The 16,575-nt window shown below is 73.7% G+C and carries 18 protein-coding genes and 1 pseudogene; 12 read left to right on the forward strand and 7 right to left on the reverse strand.

Going from position 1 to position 16,575, the window contains the following annotated elements:
* Nucleotides 1-28 precede the first annotated feature (28 nt).
* Complete coding sequence (locus tag F1721_RS21715) at nucleotides 29-316, reverse strand: DUF1540 domain-containing protein (RefSeq protein WP_342782939.1); 288 nt, start codon at nucleotides 314-316, stop codon at nucleotides 29-31.
* Between the two features lie 135 nt (nucleotides 317-451).
* Nucleotides 452-676: a LapA family protein gene (locus tag F1721_RS21720; protein WP_150068600.1), complete on the reverse strand. Its 225-nt coding sequence runs from the start codon at nucleotides 674-676 to the stop codon at nucleotides 452-454.
* 162 nt (nucleotides 677-838) lie between these two features.
* On the opposite strand from F1721_RS21720, the gene F1721_RS21725 reads away from it, so the two are divergent.
* The gene (locus tag F1721_RS21725; RefSeq protein ID WP_150068601.1) at nucleotides 839-1,543 is read left to right on the forward strand and encodes a hypothetical protein; all 705 of its coding nucleotides are present in this window, start codon (nucleotides 839-841) and stop codon (nucleotides 1,541-1,543) included.
* On the opposite strand, the gene F1721_RS21730 is transcribed toward F1721_RS21725, so the two are convergent.
* The 3 genes from F1721_RS21730 to F1721_RS21740 form a co-directional block, all read right to left on the reverse strand.
* Nucleotides 1,506-3,011, reverse strand: coding sequence for an AMP-binding protein (locus F1721_RS21730; protein ID WP_150068602.1), 1,506 nt, complete (start codon nucleotides 3,009-3,011; stop codon nucleotides 1,506-1,508). The two genes, F1721_RS21725 and F1721_RS21730, sit on opposite strands and share 38 nt — an antisense overlap.
* A gap of 306 nt (nucleotides 3,012-3,317) precedes the next feature.
* Complete coding sequence (locus tag F1721_RS21735; protein WP_150068603.1) at nucleotides 3,318-4,607, reverse strand: DUF3100 domain-containing protein; 1,290 nt, start codon at nucleotides 4,605-4,607, stop codon at nucleotides 3,318-3,320.
* 32 nt (nucleotides 4,608-4,639) lie between these two features.
* Nucleotides 4,640-5,851, reverse strand: a complete 1,212-nt coding sequence (locus F1721_RS21740) for a M20 family metallopeptidase (protein ID WP_150068604.1) — start codon at nucleotides 5,849-5,851, stop codon at nucleotides 4,640-4,642.
* A gap of 95 nt (nucleotides 5,852-5,946) precedes the next feature.
* On the opposite strand from F1721_RS21740, the gene F1721_RS21745 reads away from it, so the two are divergent.
* Nucleotides 5,947-6,969 (forward strand): Lrp/AsnC family transcriptional regulator, encoded by a 1,023-nt coding sequence (locus F1721_RS21745; protein WP_170301565.1) that lies wholly within the window; start codon nucleotides 5,947-5,949, stop codon nucleotides 6,967-6,969.
* Here the strand turns inward: F1721_RS21745 and F1721_RS21750 are convergent.
* Nucleotides 6,958-7,449 carry a nucleotidyltransferase domain-containing protein gene (locus tag F1721_RS21750; protein WP_211840561.1) on the reverse strand — a complete coding sequence of 164 codons (492 nt, stop codon included), beginning with the start codon at nucleotides 7,447-7,449 and terminating at the stop codon, nucleotides 6,958-6,960. The genes F1721_RS21745 and F1721_RS21750 overlap by 12 nt on opposite strands.
* A 33-nt stretch (nucleotides 7,450-7,482) precedes the next feature.
* Between F1721_RS21750 and F1721_RS21755 the strand changes: the two genes are divergently transcribed.
* Genes F1721_RS21755 through F1721_RS21780 form a run of 6 tightly spaced genes read left to right on the forward strand, consistent with a single transcriptional unit; the run spans nucleotide 7,483 to nucleotide 12,686 of the window.
* The gene (locus F1721_RS21755; protein ID WP_246155235.1) at nucleotides 7,483-7,737 is read left to right on the forward strand and encodes a hypothetical protein; all 255 of its coding nucleotides are present in this window, start codon (nucleotides 7,483-7,485) and stop codon (nucleotides 7,735-7,737) included.
* Nucleotides 7,738-7,788: 51 nt separating this feature from the next.
* The gene (locus F1721_RS21760) at nucleotides 7,789-9,297 is read left to right on the forward strand and encodes an ABC transporter substrate-binding protein (protein WP_150068606.1); all 1,509 of its coding nucleotides are present in this window, start codon (nucleotides 7,789-7,791) and stop codon (nucleotides 9,295-9,297) included.
* Nucleotides 9,294-9,968 (forward strand): class I SAM-dependent methyltransferase, encoded by a 675-nt coding sequence (locus F1721_RS21765; RefSeq protein WP_150068607.1) that lies wholly within the window; start codon nucleotides 9,294-9,296, stop codon nucleotides 9,966-9,968. The genes F1721_RS21760 and F1721_RS21765 overlap by 4 nt, the downstream gene beginning before the upstream one ends.
* The gene (locus tag F1721_RS21770) at nucleotides 9,965-10,906 is read left to right on the forward strand and encodes an ABC transporter permease (RefSeq protein ID WP_150068608.1); all 942 of its coding nucleotides are present in this window, start codon (nucleotides 9,965-9,967) and stop codon (nucleotides 10,904-10,906) included. The genes F1721_RS21765 and F1721_RS21770 overlap by 4 nt, the downstream gene beginning before the upstream one ends.
* A complete protein-coding gene (locus tag F1721_RS21775) occupies nucleotides 10,903-11,709 on the forward strand; it encodes an ABC transporter permease (protein ID WP_150068609.1) in 807 nt (268 codons plus the stop codon). Before F1721_RS21770 ends, F1721_RS21775 begins: the two co-directional genes overlap by 4 nt.
* Nucleotides 11,706-12,686, forward strand: coding sequence for a M14 family metallopeptidase (locus tag F1721_RS21780; protein ID WP_150068610.1), 981 nt, complete (start codon nucleotides 11,706-11,708; stop codon nucleotides 12,684-12,686). The genes F1721_RS21775 and F1721_RS21780 overlap by 4 nt, the downstream gene beginning before the upstream one ends.
* A 270-nt stretch (nucleotides 12,687-12,956) precedes the next feature.
* Here F1721_RS21780 and F1721_RS21785 read toward each other — a convergent pair whose 3' ends face one another.
* Nucleotides 12,957-13,610, reverse strand: a complete 654-nt coding sequence (locus F1721_RS21785; RefSeq protein ID WP_150068611.1) for a GntR family transcriptional regulator — start codon at nucleotides 13,608-13,610, stop codon at nucleotides 12,957-12,959.
* Between the two features lie 110 nt (nucleotides 13,611-13,720).
* On the opposite strand from F1721_RS21785, the gene F1721_RS21790 reads away from it, so the two are divergent.
* From F1721_RS21790 to F1721_RS21805, 4 genes and pseudogenes are all read left to right on the forward strand, one after another.
* A complete protein-coding gene (locus F1721_RS21790) occupies nucleotides 13,721-14,857 on the forward strand; it encodes a mandelate racemase/muconate lactonizing enzyme family protein (protein WP_150068612.1) in 1,137 nt (378 codons plus the stop codon).
* Entirely contained in the window at nucleotides 14,854-15,621 is a 768-nt protein-coding gene (locus tag F1721_RS21795; RefSeq protein ID WP_150068613.1) for an SDR family NAD(P)-dependent oxidoreductase, read from the forward strand. Before F1721_RS21790 ends, F1721_RS21795 begins: the two co-directional genes overlap by 4 nt.
* Nucleotides 15,622-15,703: 82 nt before the next feature.
* Nucleotides 15,704-15,844: pseudogene (locus F1721_RS35660) on the forward strand (alpha-amylase family glycosyl hydrolase); the annotation flags it as partial.
* Between the two features lie 122 nt (nucleotides 15,845-15,966).
* Complete coding sequence (locus tag F1721_RS21805; RefSeq protein WP_246155236.1) at nucleotides 15,967-16,545, forward strand: dienelactone hydrolase family protein; 579 nt, start codon at nucleotides 15,967-15,969, stop codon at nucleotides 16,543-16,545.
* The last annotated feature ends 30 nt before the right edge of the window (nucleotides 16,546-16,575 follow it).

Consider the following 16,575-nt stretch of genomic DNA (forward strand, 5'->3'; position numbering starts at 1 on the left):
CGCGACGACGGGCTCCGGCACCGGCGGTTCAGGCGGGTTGGTAGGTCAGGCAGTCCACGATGTTCTGGTCGTGGCCCACCGAGATCCCCGGCGCCTGGCACTCGAGGTGCGAGTTGTAGCGGCAGTCCGCCATCTTGCAGGCGCCGACGTGCGCGACGGAGTCCGGGTCGCCGCCCGCGATCGGGGCGGTGGAGTAGGTGTCGCACTGCGCGTGCCGCGGCTCGCCGATGGTGATCGCGAGCGCGTGGCAGTTCTCGTGGTCGTTGAACGCGCACTCCGTCGCGGTGCAGTTGTTGACCAGCGGCATCTCCATCATGGTGTTCCCCCCACCTCGTGCGATGTCGTGCCACCACGGTCCCGCTCGCCGATGCCGGTCACCAGGCGGCGTGCGCCAGCATCACCTGATGAGGTTCTCCGGCGGTTCGCGCGTAATGGCCGCGCGCTCGGGGCGTCATTTCCGGGGGCGGCCGACCAGGAGCCCGATGACGACGCCGATGACCAGCATCCCGGCCAGCGCGGTCCACAGCGGCAGGGTCACCACCGGGACCAGCAGCCGGACCTCGACGAGCGCGCGGTTCTCGACGGCGAGCACCACGGCCAGCACGACCAGCGCCAGCCCGACCACCACCCGCGCCGGTACCCGGCGCGTCACCGCTGATCCCTGCCGCTTCACCACGTGCTGCTCCCTCACCGCTCTGCCAGTACCAGCGTGCGCAGCGCGCGGGCGCGGCCCTAGGGCACAACGTCCGCGATTGAGGACTTTCGCCCCGGTGACAACCCGGTGGCCGGTCGCGATCGTCGAGGCATTCTCCGCACGCCGAGCCCGTTGGAGGAGACGATGAGCAACGGCCACGAGATGCGCTGGGGCGGGCTGGCGGGCCTGGCTTCGCTGGTGCTCGCCCTCGTCGCGAGCATCCTGCTCCGCGGTGCCCCGCGGGTCACCGAGTCCACCGACCAGATCGCCAGCTACCTGTTCTTCTCCCGCGGCCTGGTCATGACCGCGGTGCTGCTCGCGGCCGCGGCCGTGGTGCTGTTCATGTGGTTCGGCGCGACGCTGGCCACCGCGTTCCGGCTGGCCGACCCGGACAGCGACGCGTCCGCGGTGGTGCTGGGCGGGTTCGCCATCACCGCCACCGCCGGTTTCCTCGCCACCGCGATCTTCGGCGGCATGGTCCAGGCGCTGACCACCCACCCGATGCTGCTCGCGCTGTCCTCGGTGCCCTACACCGCGCTCGTCGTGGTGCGGGCGATCGCCGGGCTGGCCCTGGCGCTGCCGCTGGCCGCCTGCGCGGTGGCCATCGCGCGCACCGACGTGTTCCCGCAGTGGGCCGGGTGGTTCACCGGGTTCGTCGCGCTGATCCGGGTCCTGGGCGCGATCACCGTGATCGGCGGGGGCGGGGTGCTGGCGCCGGACGGCGTGCTCGCCTCCTACGTCCCCAACGCGCTGACCGCGCTGTGGTTGCTGGTCATGAGCGGACTGCTGGTCCGCGAGCACCTGCCCAGCATCAGCCCGCAGCGGAGGGGTGCGGTCGGTCCCGCGTGAGGCGGTCCAGGCGCGCCGCGCGCAGTTCGCTGCGGCGGACCTTGCCCGCGTCGTCGCGCAGCGGTTCGGCGGTGAACTCGAAGGACCGCGGGATCTTGTACGGGGCCAGGCGGGCGCGCAGGTGGTCCAGCAGCTCCTCGTCGGACAGCGGCCGGGTGGTCTGCAGGATCGCGTGCACCACGTTGCCGAGGTCCTCGTCGGGCAGGCCGATCACCGCGCTCGAGGTGACGTGCGGGTGTTCGGCCAGGGCGTTCTCGACCTCCGCCGGGTAGACGTTCGCGCCGCCGACCAGGACGACGTCGGTGCTCCGGTCGGCGAGGTAGAGGTAGCCGTCGGCGTCGAAGCGGCCCATGTCGCCCAGCGACTGCCAGCCGTCGCGCTCCCGGGGCTCGGCGCCGACGTAGCGGTAGGTCGGCGGGGTTCCCGGGCTGGGGCGCAGCCACAGCTCGCCGACCTCGCCCGGCGGCAGCTCGCGGAACTGCTCGTCGCGGGCGGTGATCTCACCGGCGACGACCTGGCCGACCGAGCCGGGCCGCTGCAGCCACCCGACCCCGTCGATCATCGTGCTGGCCAGCGATTCGGTGCCCGCGTAGACCTCGATGACCTTCTCCGGGCCGACCCAGTCGATCCAGCCGCGCTTGACGTGCTGCGGGCACGGTGCCCCGACGTGGAACACCGTCCGCAGCGAGGAGACGTCCACCGCCGCCCGGCGCTCGGCGGGCAGCCGGAGCATCCGCCCCATCATGGTGGGGACCACGTAGAGCCAGGTGACCGCGTGCTGCTCGATCAGGCCGAGCGCGCGGTCGGCGTCGAACCGCGACATCAGGACCACGTGGCTGCCCTGGAGCAGCCCGATCAGCGAGAACATGAAGGGCGCGTTGTGGTAGAGCGGCGCGGTGGTGAGCACCACGCCGTCGCGCTCCAGGCGCAGGTGGTCGATCCCGGAGAGGACGGCCTCGGCGCTGGCCTCGCGGCCGGACACGATCAGCTTGGGCCGCCCCGTACTACCGCCCGAGGTCGGGGCCTTCCACGCCGGTCCGACGACGTCGGGCAGCGCGGCGTCGGACTCGGCCGAGACGTCCTCGTCCCCGCGCAGCCACGGACGGCCGTCCGGCGGCTGGAGCCCGACCACGAGCGCCGGGTCGGCGACCTCCAGCAGCGCCGCCAGCTCGGCGGGCGGGAGGCGGTGCGACAGCGGTTGCGGGATCGCGCCGAGCTTCCACGCCGCGATCGAGCACTCCACGTGCCGCACCTGGTTGACCAGCGCGATCGACACCATCGAGCCGCGGGTGACGCCGAGCGCGGCGAACCGGCGCGCGAGCTGGTTGGTGCGGCGGTCGAGCTCGGCCCGGGTGACCGTCACGCGGTCGTCGGTGACCGCAGGGCGGTCGGGAGCCTGCGCCACCAGTTCCCGCAAGCGCGCGGCCAGCGCCGTCGGTCCGGGGCCGCCCGTCGAGTCGGTGGTCATTCGCTCCTCCGTCGGTGATCTGCGGTGCCGAGATCCGAACGTATGCGCGCCCCCGCCGTGCGTCGAGGAGCTGTAAGCGGTCACACCTCGCTCACCAGCCCCAGGACCAGCGGCGCCAGCCCGGGCTCGTGGTTGTCGAAAGCGCGGCACTGCCGCTGGTAGTCCAGCAGGTCCACGGCTGTCCCCTCCGGTGTCGGGTACCGGCTGTCCACTCTGCTCGCCCGCGCGAGCGCCGCGTACCCGCGAACCGGTGAAAACGTCGTGAGCGGCGGTGGTCGTTCTTGCGGCCACCGCCGCTCACGATCGTCACAGCAGCACGTGCGCGATCAGCGCGGAGATGAGGAACGACGCGGCGAACGAGGTCAGCCCGACCGGGACGATCCGCCAGCCGATGCGCTTGAGCGCGGGCACGTCCTTGCCGACGCTGAGCCCGGCGAAGACCAGGATCGGGGTCGCCAGGGCGAGGAACTCGATCGGGTCGACCAGAGACAGCACCGCGTCGGCGACCGGCGAGATCGGCGAGGTGAGCGCGATGGCCAGCACCGAGGTACCGGCGACCGCCGGGAGCCGGGTGAGCTTCTTGAGCCCGAGCCCGGCCAGCACCACGGCGGCGATCAGGGCGAAGCCGAGCAGCGACGGCGGCTGGAGGCCGCCGGTGTGCACGACGTTGGAGACGATCATCGCCAGCAGCGCGATCCCGATCGCGGCCAGCGGCCGCAGCCGGGCGGGAGCACCGGTTTCGGCCGCCGGGGCGACCTCGGGTGCGGTCGGGGGCGCGATCGTGCGGCCGCGGGTGAGCAGCCGGTAGAAGCGGTCGGCCAGCGGGAGCGCGACGAACATGCCGACGTAGAGCCCGAGCAGCGTGGTGACCAGGTTGCTCACCGCGGCCACCGCCACGATCTGCTCGGCCATCTCCGGGTGCTGCGCGGCGATCGCGGCCGACGAGGCGGCCATCACCGAGCCGGAGCCGACCCCGGTGCCCATCGCCAGCGCCAGCGGGTCGAGGAACCCGATGCCCGCCAGGAAGCTCGCCAGCAGCGTCACGTACAGCGCACCGACGACGCTGCCGAAGATGTACATGCTCAGCACGCCCCGGTACTCCTCGGAGTCGGGGCCGAACCGCTCGGAGACCATCGCGAAGGACGCCTCGCGGTCGATGGAGAAGCAGGCCCCCACCGCCGAGCGCCCCATCCGCAGCAGCACCGCCAGCGGCAGCGACAGCACGACCGTGCCGAAGAGGTGGCCGAGCTCCTGCAGCAGCAGCGCGGCGCTGGCCTGCTTGAGCACCGGGAGCTCGTGCCCCACCACGAACGCCAGGCGCACGCCGAGCAGCAGCACGCCCGCCTCCACGACGTAGGTCGCCGCCTTCTGCAACCCCACCGGGACCGGGCGGAACCGCTGGACGCTGACCACGGCGCCGAGCAGCAGGCCCCAGATGATCGGGAACAGGGTGATCGCGCCCGGCCCGAGCGGGACCTTGTGGCTTCCGATGGCCTCGGCAGCAGCGGCCAGGACGAGCGCGAGCACGACGAGCAGGCTCAGTCGGCCGCGCGAGGTGGTGCGCGCCGTCTCCTGCGCAACCGTGGTGCCGGACATGGTTTCCTCCAGGGGAATGAGATCGCGGTGGCTCAGCCCGCCGCGGCGTCGCGGGCCCGCGCACGTCGATCGGCGTGCTTGTCCAGGAACTTCTGCCGCAGCACCGGGTCGGCGGCGACGTCCACCGCGGTCAGCGCCATCGCGGCGGCCCCGTCCAGGACGGCGTCGTCGGCGGCCGGGGTCGCCGCGGCGGCGGCGAACCCGCGGGTGTGCGGCGGGTGCTCGCAGCCGACGATCGCGATGGACGGGTGGATGCTGGGCACGACGTGCGAGACGTTGCCCATGTCCGTCGAGCCGCCGGGCCTGTGGTCGGTCTCGCGCAGTTCCCGGCCCAGCGCCTCGACGTGCGCGGCGAACCGGTCGGCCATCGCCGGTTCCTGCACCAGCTCGGCGTAGAGCGGTTCGGTGGGCTCGACGAACATCGTGGCGCCGCTGGCCCGCGCCCCGGCGTCGAAGCAGGCCATGACCCGCTCCTGCAGGGCCGACATCGACTCGACGTCGAAGGCCCGCACCTCGCAGTCCACGACGGACCTCTCCGGGATGATGTTGGTGACCGCGCCGCCCTCCCGCACGAACAGGCCGATCCGGCAATCGCCGGTGATCTGCTGGCGCAGCAACCCGATCGCCACCTGGGCGACGACCGCGGCGTCTGCGGCGTTGATGCCCTGGTGCGGCGCGGCGGCGGCGTGCGAGGCCCGGCCCTCGTAGGTCACGGCGAACCGGCTCACCGCCTGGCTGGCGAAGGCGGCGGGGTGCACGTCGGCCTGCCCGGGGTGCACCATCATCGCCACCGTGACGTCGTCGAAGACGCCGCGCTCCAGCAGCAGGACCTTCCCGCCCCCGTGCTCCTCGGCGGGCGTGCCGACCACCTTGACCCGGATCCCGAGCTCGTCGGCGACGGCGGCCAGCCCGATGGCGGCGCCGACCGCGGCCGCGGCGATGACGTTGTGCCCGCAGGCGTGCCCGATCTCGGGCAGCGCGTCGTACTCGGCGCAGATGCCGACGGTGAACTCCCCGCTGCCGCGCACCGCGGTGAAGGCCGTCGGCACGTCCTCCGGGCCAGGCTCGACCGCGAAGCCCGCCTCGGCCAGCAGCTCGGTCACCTTCGCCACCGAGCGGTGCTCGGCGAAGGCGAGCTCGGGTTCGGCGTGCAGGCTGCGGCTGAGCCGCACCAGCTGCTCCTGCCAGCGCTGCTGCTCCTCGCGCACCGAATCCCGCAGCGCAGTGACGTCCTGACCGCTCACGTCCGCTCCTCCCTGGTCCGTCCTGGACAGGAAGGGTCAGCGATGAGACGCTCGCGTTCGCCCGAATGCAGGATTGCGGCAGGAACTCAGCTCACATGCACGATCGCGCCAATCTCGACGAAGTCGATCTTGCACTGGTCAACGCGCTGCAGATCCACCCCCGCGCGCCCTGGTCGCTGATCGGCTCCGTGCTCGGCATCGACCCGGTCACCGCCGCCCGCAGGTGGGCGCGGTTGGAGCGCGCCGGGCTGGCCTGGATCTCCGCCTACCCGCCGACCACGCCCACCCAGGCCACCGCCTTCGTCGAGCTCAGCTGCGCGCCGGGGCGCGGGGTGGACGTGGCGCGCGAGCTGGCCGCCGACCCGCAGGCCATGACCGTCGACGTGACCGCGGGCGGGCGCGACGTGCTGGTCACCGTCAGCACCCCGGACCCGCAGGTGCTGTCCCGCTACCTGCTGGAGCGGATGAGCCGGGTCGAGCACCTCCAGCAGGTGCGCAGCCACCCGGCCGTCCGGATCTACACCGAGGCCAGCCGGTGGCGGCTGCGCGCCCTCGACCACGACCAGGCCGCGCGGATGGCCTGGGACCCCGGCAGCGCGACCGGTCCGGTCTCGCTGACCGACCAGGACTGGGCGATCGCGGTGGCGCTGGCCGCGGACGGCCGGGCCCCGGTCGCAGCGCTGGCCGAGGCGGCGGGCACCAGCACCAGCACGGTCCGGCGGCGGATGGCCCGGATGCTGGCCAGCAGGCAGCTGCGGCTGCGCTGCGAGCTGGCCCGCACGCAGTCCGGCTGGCCGGTCTACGCGTGGTTCTTCGCCCGGGTGCCCCCGGCGCACCTCGACGACACCGCGCGGGCGCTGGCCCGCATCCCGGAGGTCCGCGCGGTGACCTCGACGGCCGGGCCGCAGAACCTGATCCTCGCGGTCTGGCAGCGGTCGCTGGCCGACGTCCAGGACCTGGAGACGCACATGAGCCGCCGGTTGCCGGACCTGGACATCGTCGACCGCAGCATCGTCGTGCGGCCGGTCAAGCTGGTCGGTCGGCTGCTGGACGAGCGCGGCCACGCGACGGGCTCCGTCCCGCTCGACACCCGCCGCAGCCCCGGGTCACCGTCGTGAGCGATCGCCGCGCACGACGTCGATCAACCTGGCCAGGAGCCCTTCCGGGTCCCGGAGCACGCGGATCCCGTCGCCGACCACCCGGCGCGTGCCGCTGTCGACCTCCGGGTCCGTCGCGGCCCAGACCGGGGTCGTGATGTTGAGCTCCACCACCAGGCCGGTCGCCGCGTGGCGCAACCTCCGCTCGGCCACCGGACCCCACTGCTCCGCGCGCAGCAGCGGGAGTTCCAGCACCGGCGGCAGGTTCTCGGTGCTTCCGGTGTAGCGGTCCGGGTCCGCGGTCACCACGACGATGTCCACATCGGACTCGTCGGTCTCCGCTCCCGGCGGGCGCGCGTAGGAACCGACCAGGGCGAGCGCTTCGACGTCCGGGCAGGTGTCCGCCCACTCGAGCAGCTCGGCCACCACCCGGTCCGCCCGTGCGCGCCGCGTTGCGCTGTCCGCCACCGAATCCTCCTGGGAGATGCGGTTCTCGCTCACCGGGCACGATATCCGGCGCGATCACCCAGCACCGTGCGCCAGAGCGCGGTCATGGTCAGCGCGGACCACGCGCACACCAGCCAGATCATCCCGGACGACGCCGGGAGCACGCTGATCACCAACGACGGCGTGCCGATGACCATCAACTACGCCACCAGCACGCCCGGTGAGTCCCAGGAGCACACCGGCACCCAGGTGCGCGTGGCCGGGATGGGCCCTCCGCGCCGGGGTCCGTCGCGTTTCCGGGCGGAGTGCCCGTCCTCACAGGACGCCCCTGGACCGGCTTGATCGAACCGCCGGTATGCGAGAATCATTTTCAGTTCTGCAAGGAGGTGGCAATTGCCACGAGTTCGACGCTGGCGCACCGCCTTGGCGCTGACCGCCACCGCCGCGCTGCTGTCCGGGTGCGGCTTCACCGGCGGGGACCCCGGAGCGGACTCGCTCCAGGTCGCGATCGGCATCCCGCCGCGGTCGGGCTGGTCACCGGCCTCCGACGACGCGCTGATCCTGCACCGGCTCGGCGTCACCGAAACCCTCACCGACGTCGGCGCGGACGGCGCCATCCGGCCCGAGCTCGCCGAGTCCTGGTCGCAGGTGTCCCCGCTGGAGTGGCGGTTCACCCTCGCCGACGGCGTGCGGTTCCACTCCGGTGAGCCGGTGACCGCCCAGGCCGCCGCCGACTCGATCAACCGCGTGCTCGCCGACCCCGCTCCCCCGCGCGCGCTGCGCGGCGCGGTCGACCGGGCCGAGGCCGTCGACCAGCGCACCCTGCTGGTCCGCAGCACCACCCCCGATCCGATCCTCCCGCTGCGGTTGAGCACCGCCAACGCCGCCGTGCTGGCACCGGCCGCGGTGCTCGGCGACGGCCGCGTGGACCCCGCCAAGGGCATCGGCACCGGGCCGTTCCGGGTCGAGGCCGCCGACGGCGCGCAGAGCGTCCGGCTGGTCCGCGACGACGGCTACCGGGGCGCGGCGGCGCAGCTGCCCGCCGCCGACGTGCGGTTCGTCGAGGACCCGGCGGCGCGGGTGAACGGGCTGCGCAGCGGCGAGTTCGACCTGATCGACAAGGTTCCGGCGGGCAAGCTGGCGGAGATCTCCGGGCAGGACGGGCTGCGGGTGTCCACCGTGGACGTCCCGCGCACCACCGCCCTGCACCTCAACACCGCCCGCGGCCCGTTCGCCGATCCGCAGGTCCGCCGCGCCGCCGCGCTGGCCGTGGACCGCGCGGGCATCGTCGACGGCGTGCTGCACGGCCACGCCGTGCCCGCCGAGCGCTACTTCGGCCCCACCGTGCCCTACGGCTCGAAGAACCCACCGCCCGCAGCCGACCCGGACGCCGCCGAGCGGCTGCTCGCGGCCAGGCCCGCGGACATCACGCTCGGCACCTACCCGGACCGCCCGGACCTGCCCGCGGTCGCCGCGGTGGTCGCCGACGAGCTGACCCGCGCCGGGTTCTCCGTCCGGATCGTCCAGCAGCCCGCCGACCAGCTCGAACCGCGGATCCTGTCCGGCGAGCTGGACGCGGTGGTCTACTCGCGCAGCCACCTGGTCGACGTGCCCGACGCCGGCGGCTACCTCACCAGCGACTTCAGCTGCCGGGGCGGGTTCAACCTGGACCACTACTGCGATCCGCGGCTCGACGCGCTGATCGGCTCGCTGGGCAGCACCGGCGACAGCGCGCGCCGCGCGGAGATCTTCCGCCAGGCCGACGACCTGCTCGCCGCGCAGACCGTCGGTGTCCCGCTGTTCCACGAGCAGCAGCACATGGGGCACCGCGACGGGGTGCGCGGCGTGCCCGCCGATCCGCTCGAGCGCGAGCTGCTGACCGAGGAGGTGTCGCTGGGATGACGGCCCCGCAGGAGGTGGTCTCCTACTGGAACGACCGCGCCCGCAGCGGTTACGACCAGCAACCCGGCCAGGACCGCGCGGCCGCGCGCTGGTCCGCGCGGATCGCGCCGCTGGTGGCCGACGCGGTCGGCGCGCAGGCGCGCGTGCTCGACTCCGGTTGCGGCACCGGGTTCCTGGCCCGCCTGCTGGCCGCCGAGGGGCACCGGGTCACCGGGCAGGACGTCTCCGCCGGGATGCTGGCCGTGGCCGCGGAGCGGGCGGAGCAGCAGGGCCTGGGCGTCGACTGGATCACCGGTGAAGCCCACACGCCGCCGCCCGGCCCGTTCGACGTCGTGGTGAGCCGGAACGTGCTGTGGACGCTGCCGAATCCGGGCAAGGCCGTGGAATCCTGGCGCTCGGTGCTGCGCCCCGGCGGGTTGCTGCTGGTGACCGACGCGAAGTGGGGCGCGGCGGAGATCGGTGACGACGCGACCGAACAGCGCTTCTCCGCCTCCTACGCCGGTGCCGAGGAATTCCTGCCGATGGCCTCCGGCCTGGACTTCGCCGACTGCGCGGAGCTGGTCCGGGAAGCCGGGTTCGTCGAGGTCGCCGACCGCACCGGGGTCTTCGACGAGGTGCCCTACCCCAGCGCGCCGGGGTTCTTCGTGCTGACCGCCCGCGCTCCCCGGTGAGGTCGGGTGCGCTGCTGCGGCTGGCGCTGCTGCCGGTCGTGCTGATCGGCGTCGTGCTGGTCGCCATGCTGCTGCCGGAGCTGACCGGGGTGGACTCGGCCCGCAGCGTGCTCGCCGTGCGCTACGCCGACGCCGATCCGGACCCGCAGGTGCTGGCCGCGATCCGCGCCGATCTCGGGCTCGACCAGCCCCTGCTGCAGCGGTTGGGCGAGCGGATCGCCCGCTTGTGCACCGGTCAGCTCGGCCGCTCCTGGGTGTCCGACGTCCCGGTCGCCGACCTCCTGGGCCGCGCGCTCCCGGTCTCGCTGAGCCTCATGCTCGGCGCGCTGGTCCTGTCGTTCGTGGTCGGGTGCGCGGCCGGGCTGGTCGCCGCCCGCCGACCGGAGTCGCCGGTGGGGTGCGCGGTCGACCTGGGCACCCGCGTCGGGGCGGCGGTGCCGGAGTTCGCGCTCGCGCCGCTGCTGGTCGCGGTGTTCGCGGTCGGCCTGCACGTGCTGCCCAGTTCCGGGTGGAGCGGCCCGCAGAACATGGTGCTGCCGCTGGCCGCCCTGGTACCGGGCCTGGCCGCCCTCATCGCCGCGACGACGAAGGCCCGCGCGCAGGAGGTGCGCGACGAGCGGTTCACCACCGCAGCCCGTGCGCGCGGCATCGGCGGGATCCGGTTGTGGGTGCTGCACATCGGGCGTCCGGTGCTGCCCGCGGCGCTGTCGCTGTCGACGTTCAACGCGGCGGGTCTGCTCGCCGGGACGGCGACCGTGGAGGTCGTCTTCGACGTCCCGGGGCTGGGCCGGTTGCTGGTCGACGCGGTCCGCGCCCAGGACATCCCGGTGGTGCAGGTCGGCCTGATCACCGTCGTGACCGCTGCCCTGGTGATCGGCGCGGTGGGTGACGCGCTGCAGCTCGCGGTGGATCCCCGAACCCGGGTGGAGGCGTCGTGATCCGACGCTTCGTGCGGTGGGCGCTCGTGGTGGCGCTGCTGGTCCTGCTGGTCGTCGGGTTCGTCCGCGATCCGCTGGCCACCGACATGACCGGGGTGCTGCGAGCACCGTCGTTCGCCCACCCGCTCGGCACCGATGAGCTCGGGCGCGACGTGCTCGCCCGCCTCGCGCACGGCGTGCCGACGACGTTGGGTTCCGCCGGGATCGCGCTCGTGCTGTCGGCGCTGCTCGGGCTGGCCGCGGGCGCGGCCACCGGCTGGGGCGGCGGCCGGATCGCCGTGCTGGTGCGGGCGTTCGTCGACGTCCTGGTCGCGCTGCCGCCGCTGATCGTCGCGATGGTCGTCAGCCTGGTCGCCGGGCCCGGGAACGCGACGGTGCTGCTGGCGCTGGTCGCCGTGGGCTGGCTTCCGTTCGCCCGGCAGGCGGATTCGCTGGCCGCACCGCTGCAGCGCCAGCAGTGGATGCTCGCGCACCGCGCGCTGGGCGCGAGCTCGCCCTGGGTCTGGCGGCACGCCGTGCTTCCCGCGCTCGCGCAGCCGACGGCCGCGCTGGCCGTGGTCCGGTTTCCGGCGATGGTCAACACCGTTGCCGCGCTGGGCTTCCTGGGCCTCGGGCCACCACCGCCGAGCCCCGAGTGGGGCGCCATGCTCGCCGACTCGGTGAACCACCTCGGCACCGCTCCGTGGCTGCTGCTGGCCCCGGTCGGCGCGCTCATCGCGGTGCAGGCCGTCGCCGCCCGGCTGGCCCGCCCCGACCAGTCCAGTCCACTTCGGACACGAGATCCCCGGGAGGCACGAGGATGACGGCGCACGACCTGGTGATCGGCCCCCTGCGCGCCCGGCGCGGGCGGACCGCGCGCGGCAGCATCCGGGCGGACCTGGGGACGACCACCGCGGACATCCCGGTCGTGCTGGTGAACGGGGCGCGGCCGGGGCCGCGGCTGGTGCTCACCGCCGGGGTGCACGGCGGCGAGTTCGTCGGCATCGACGCCGCCAACCGGCTGCACGCCGAACTCCGCCCGGCCGAGCTGCGCGGCCAGGTGGTGATCTGCCCGGTCGCCAACCCGCTGGCCAGCTACGCGGGCCGACTCGGCACCACAGCGCTGGACGGTGTGAACATCAACCGCGTCTTCCCCGGCGATCCGCACGGCACCCCGACGGAGCGGATGGCGGACTGGCTGTTCGGCAACGTGATCGCGGGCGCGGACGCCTACGCGGACCTGCACAGCGGCGGGATCGACGAAACCCTGCGCGACTTCGTGGGCTACCGGCGCACCGGCGACGACGCCCTGGACGAGCGGTCGCGCCGGATGGCCGACGCGATCGGCTTCGCCGACGTGATCGTCGGGGACACCGCCGAGGGCGGCAACAGCCACGCGGCCGCCGCCCGCCGCGGCATCCCGGCGGTGCTCGTGGAGTGCGGCCAGCTCGGCGAACGCTCGGCTGCCACCACCGACCGCCTGCTCCACCACCTCGGCCGACTGCTCGACCACCTGGGCATCACCGAGAACGGCACCCCCGCTGCGCGGCCCGAGACCATCCGCCGCTGGCGCTGGGCGGCGGGCGAGAAGGCCGATGCGACCGGTCTGTGGTACCCGGAGTTCGCCGCGGGCGACGACGTCGAAGCGGGCCAAGCGATCGGCCGCATCGTCGACCCGGCCAACGGCGACGAGCGGAAGGTCCTGGCCAGCGCGACCGGCCGCATCTTCTACGCGATGCACGGCCTCACGGTCACCCCCGGCGCGGAACTGGCCGCCATCGCCGCCCCGGGCCAGCACTAGGCCGCTGCTCCTCCAGCCCTGGCTCCTGCTTCGGTCCGCGCTGTCCCGTGCGTACTTTCTGGTGTCATAGCACCAGGAAGTACGCACGGGAGCGACCGCCTACGGAGCCCGGACCAGCTGCACCGGGTCCTCCCCCGCGAACAGCTCGAAAGCGCTCTCCGCGGAGCGGCACGACCCGCGAACCCGTGAAAACCGTTGTGCGCGTGGGCAACTCGCCGGACGGAGGGCAGCAACGCCCAGCAAGACCTGCCTGTCCGATCACGGTCGGCCCTAGGCGCTGGTGGTCGGGATGTCGTGGATGTGGGCCGCTACCGCTTCGGTGGCGGCTTCGACGTCTCCGGAGCGGAGGGCTTCCAGGAGGCGGGCGTGCTGGTCGGCGATGTTCTTCGGGGACGGGTGGGCCGGGGCGTCGCGGCGGAACTGGGCCACCACTCGGGGCCGGATCACGTTCCACAGCTGGCGGCAGTGCGGGAGGCCGGACCTGGTGATCAGGAACTCGTGGAACTCCGCGTCGGCGTCGGCCAGGCCCGCGTGGTCCTCGGCCGCCGCCAGCTCCGACATGCGGTCGACCAGGCCCGACAGGTGCGCGAAGTCGTCCTCGCCGAGCAGCGGGAGCACCGTGCGGACCGCGAAGCGCTCCAGGGTCAGGCGGATCGGCACCAGGATCTCGGTGACCTCCTCCTGGGAGATGCCCAGGACCTCGGTGCCGCGGTACGGGTAGGAGACCACCAGGCCTTCCTGCTCCAGCTGGCGCAGCGCTTCGCGGATCGGGGCGCGGCTGGTGCCCAGCTCCTCGGCGAGGTCTCGCTCGGTGAGCTTGTCGCCCGGTTGCAGCGTGCCGTCCACGATCGCCGCGCGGAGCACGTCGGCGACCTGGTGGCGGCGCGAGGTCGAGGGCAGGGCGGGCAGGGCGTTTCTGGCCATCGAGGAAGCAGGCCCCTTCGGTCGGCTGGGATGCGCGCAGAACTATATCCCGCCGCGCGATCGTGGTTAAATGGTCGACCATCGACCATCGGCCAGAACGGAGGTTGCCGGTGAAGATCCGTGAGATCCGCGTCGCCGGGCTGCGGGGCGCCACGCCGGAGGGCGGGTGGAGCGTCGAACTGCGCCCGGACGACGTGGTGCACACGCTGGTCGCGGTGCACTCCGACTCCGGGCTCGTCGGCGTGGGCAGCGCCTTCACCAGCGAGAACCTGGTGCGCGCCGCGCTCGAAGTGCTCGCTCCCCTGTGCGTCGGCGACACCGCGCTGGAGCCCGAGCGAGTGTCGGAGAACCTGCACCAGCACACCTTCTGGCTCGGGCGCGGCGGCGCGCTCACGCACACCATCAGCGCGATCGACATCGCGCTGTGGGACCTGCTCGGTCAGGCCACCGGGCAGCCCGTGGGGCGGCTGCTGGGCGGGCGCCACCGGGAGCGGGTCCGCCCCTACGCCTCGGTGCTGATGGACGAGCCCGAAAGGCTGGCCGCGAACCTCGCCGAGCTCACCGAGCAGGGCTTCCGGGCGTTCAAGATCGGCTGGGGGCCGTTCGGCCGGGTGAGCGCCGCGGTCGACGAGGCGATCGTGCGCTCCGCGCGGGAGGCCGTCGGACCCGATGCGCTGCTGGCCGTCGACGCGGGCGGCAGCGACGCCCACTGGCGCGGCGATCTCAAGTGGGCGCTGCGCACCGCGGCGATGCTGGAGGACCACCAGGTCGCGTGGTTCGAGGAACCGCTGCGCCCCGATGCGATCGAGGACTTCGCCGCGCTGCGCAGCCGCGCGCTGGTGCCGATCTCCGGCGGGGAGGTGCTGACGCGGCGCCAGTCGTTCCGCCCCTGCCTGGAGCAGCGCGCGTTCGACATCGTCCAGCCCGACACCACCAAGGTCGGCGGGCTCAGCGAGAGCCGCCGGATCGGCTGGCTGGCGCAGGAGCACGGCGTCCGGCTGATCCCGCACGGCTGGAACACCGCGGTCGGGCTGCTCGCCGACCTGCACCTGGCCTCAGCGCTGCCCGACACCGACCTGGTGGAGTACAAGACCGGCTCGCCCTACATCGACGGCATCACCGAGCAGCCGTTCCAGCTCGACGCCGACGGGATGCTGCCGATCCCGACCGGCCCGGGGCTCGGTCGGCAGCTCGACCCGGACCGGCTGGCCCGGTTCGCCGACGCCGAGGAGCTGCTGCGCCCATGACCCGGCGACTGACGCTGATCTCGGGCGGCGGATCGGGCATCGGCCGCCGCACGGCGCTGCTGCTCGCCGAGGCGGGCGAGTCGGTGGCGGTCCTGGACGCCGACGGATCCGCTGCGCAGGAGACGGCCGCGCAGGCGCGAAGCGCCGGAGCCGCGTCGGCGGTCGGGATGCGCTGCGACGTCACCGACGAAGCCGCGGTGCACGCCGCGGTCGGCGGGATCGGCACACCCACCGGCCTGGTCTGCGCCGCTGGCGTCGACATCGGCGGGGTGGCGCACGAGCTCCCGGTCGGCGACTGGCGGCGGGTGCTGGAGGTCAACCTCACCGGCTCCTTCCTGACCGCGCGCGCCGTGCTCGGGCGCATGCGGGAGTCGGGCACCGGCGGCTCGATCGTCCTGTGCTCCTCCCCCGCCGCCTTCGTCGGCTTCGCCGCGGGCGGGACCAGCGCCTACGCGGCGAGCAAGGGCGGTGTGTCCGCGCTGGTCCGCGCGCTCGCGGTCGACTACGCGCCGCACGGGATCCGCGTCAACGCAGTCGTTCCCGGCCCGACCGAGACCCCGCTGATGTGGGCCGCCGTGCCCGCCGAGGAGCGCGCGGCGATGCGCGAGCAGGTGTGCGCGGAGGTTCCGCTCGGCCGCCTCGCCGACCCGGCGGAGCCCGCGCGGGCGGTCCGCTGGCTGCTCGGCCCGGAATCCAGCTACGTCACGGGCACCCACCTCGTCTGCGACGGCGGGGTGCTCGCCAAGGCATCGATCAGCGCGTGACACCCCCGGGAAGGAGACGCCGACCGTGATCGAGCAGCGCGACCCCGACGTGGACGACGGCGGGCGGTGGTGGCACCGGGCCGTGATCTACCAGATCTGCCCGCGCAGCTTCGCCGACAGCAATTCCGACGGCGTCGGCGACCTGCGCGGCATCCTCGGCAAGCTCGACTACCTGGCGGGCACGCTGGGCGTCGACGCGATCTGGTGCGGTCCGCTCTACCGCTCCCCGCAGGTCGACTTCGGCTACGACGTCAGCGACCACACCGACGTCGACCCGGCCTTCGCCTTCGGCGCCCTGGCAGCCCTGATGGGGCCGCCTGAGCCGCCGCACCCCGAGCTGATTGGATGTCCGCTGTGGACATCCTGCTGCTTCATTCCGCGTTCGGGCTGCGGCCCGCGGTGCACGCCGCCGCCGACCGGCTGCGCGAAGCCGGTCACGAGGTGCACGTCCCCGACCTGTTCGGCGGGCGCACCGCGGAGACCGTCGAGGAGGGTTCGCGCATCAGCGACGAGATCGGCCGCGACGAGCTGCTGCGCCGCGCGGTGCAGGTAGCCGCGCCGCTCAGCGAGCGGGGTCTGGTGTACGCCGGTTTCTCGCTGGGTGCTGCGCTGGCCCAGAACCTCGCGCTGGCCGACGAGAAAGCCCGCGGTCTGCTGCTCCTGCACGGCACCTCGGACATCGCCGAGGGGGCGAGCGTCGACGACCTGCCGGTGCAGCTGCACGTCGCCGAGCCCGACCCGTTCGAGACCGACGACTGGCTGAACTCCTGGTACCTGCAGATGCAGCGGGCCGGGGCGGACGTGGAGATCTACCGCTACCCCGGTGCCGGGCACCTCTACACCGACCCGGAGCTGCCCGACCACGACGCCGAGGCCGCCGAGGCGACCTGGGCCGCCGCGCTCGGCTTCCTCGAAGACCTCTGAGCGCCGGACGCGGGCGGCTCGCGTTGCGAA

Origin of the sequence: Saccharopolyspora hirsuta, from assembly GCF_008630535.1 — a bacterium.
GTDB lineage: Bacteria > Actinomycetota > Actinomycetes > Mycobacteriales > Pseudonocardiaceae > Saccharopolyspora > Saccharopolyspora hirsuta.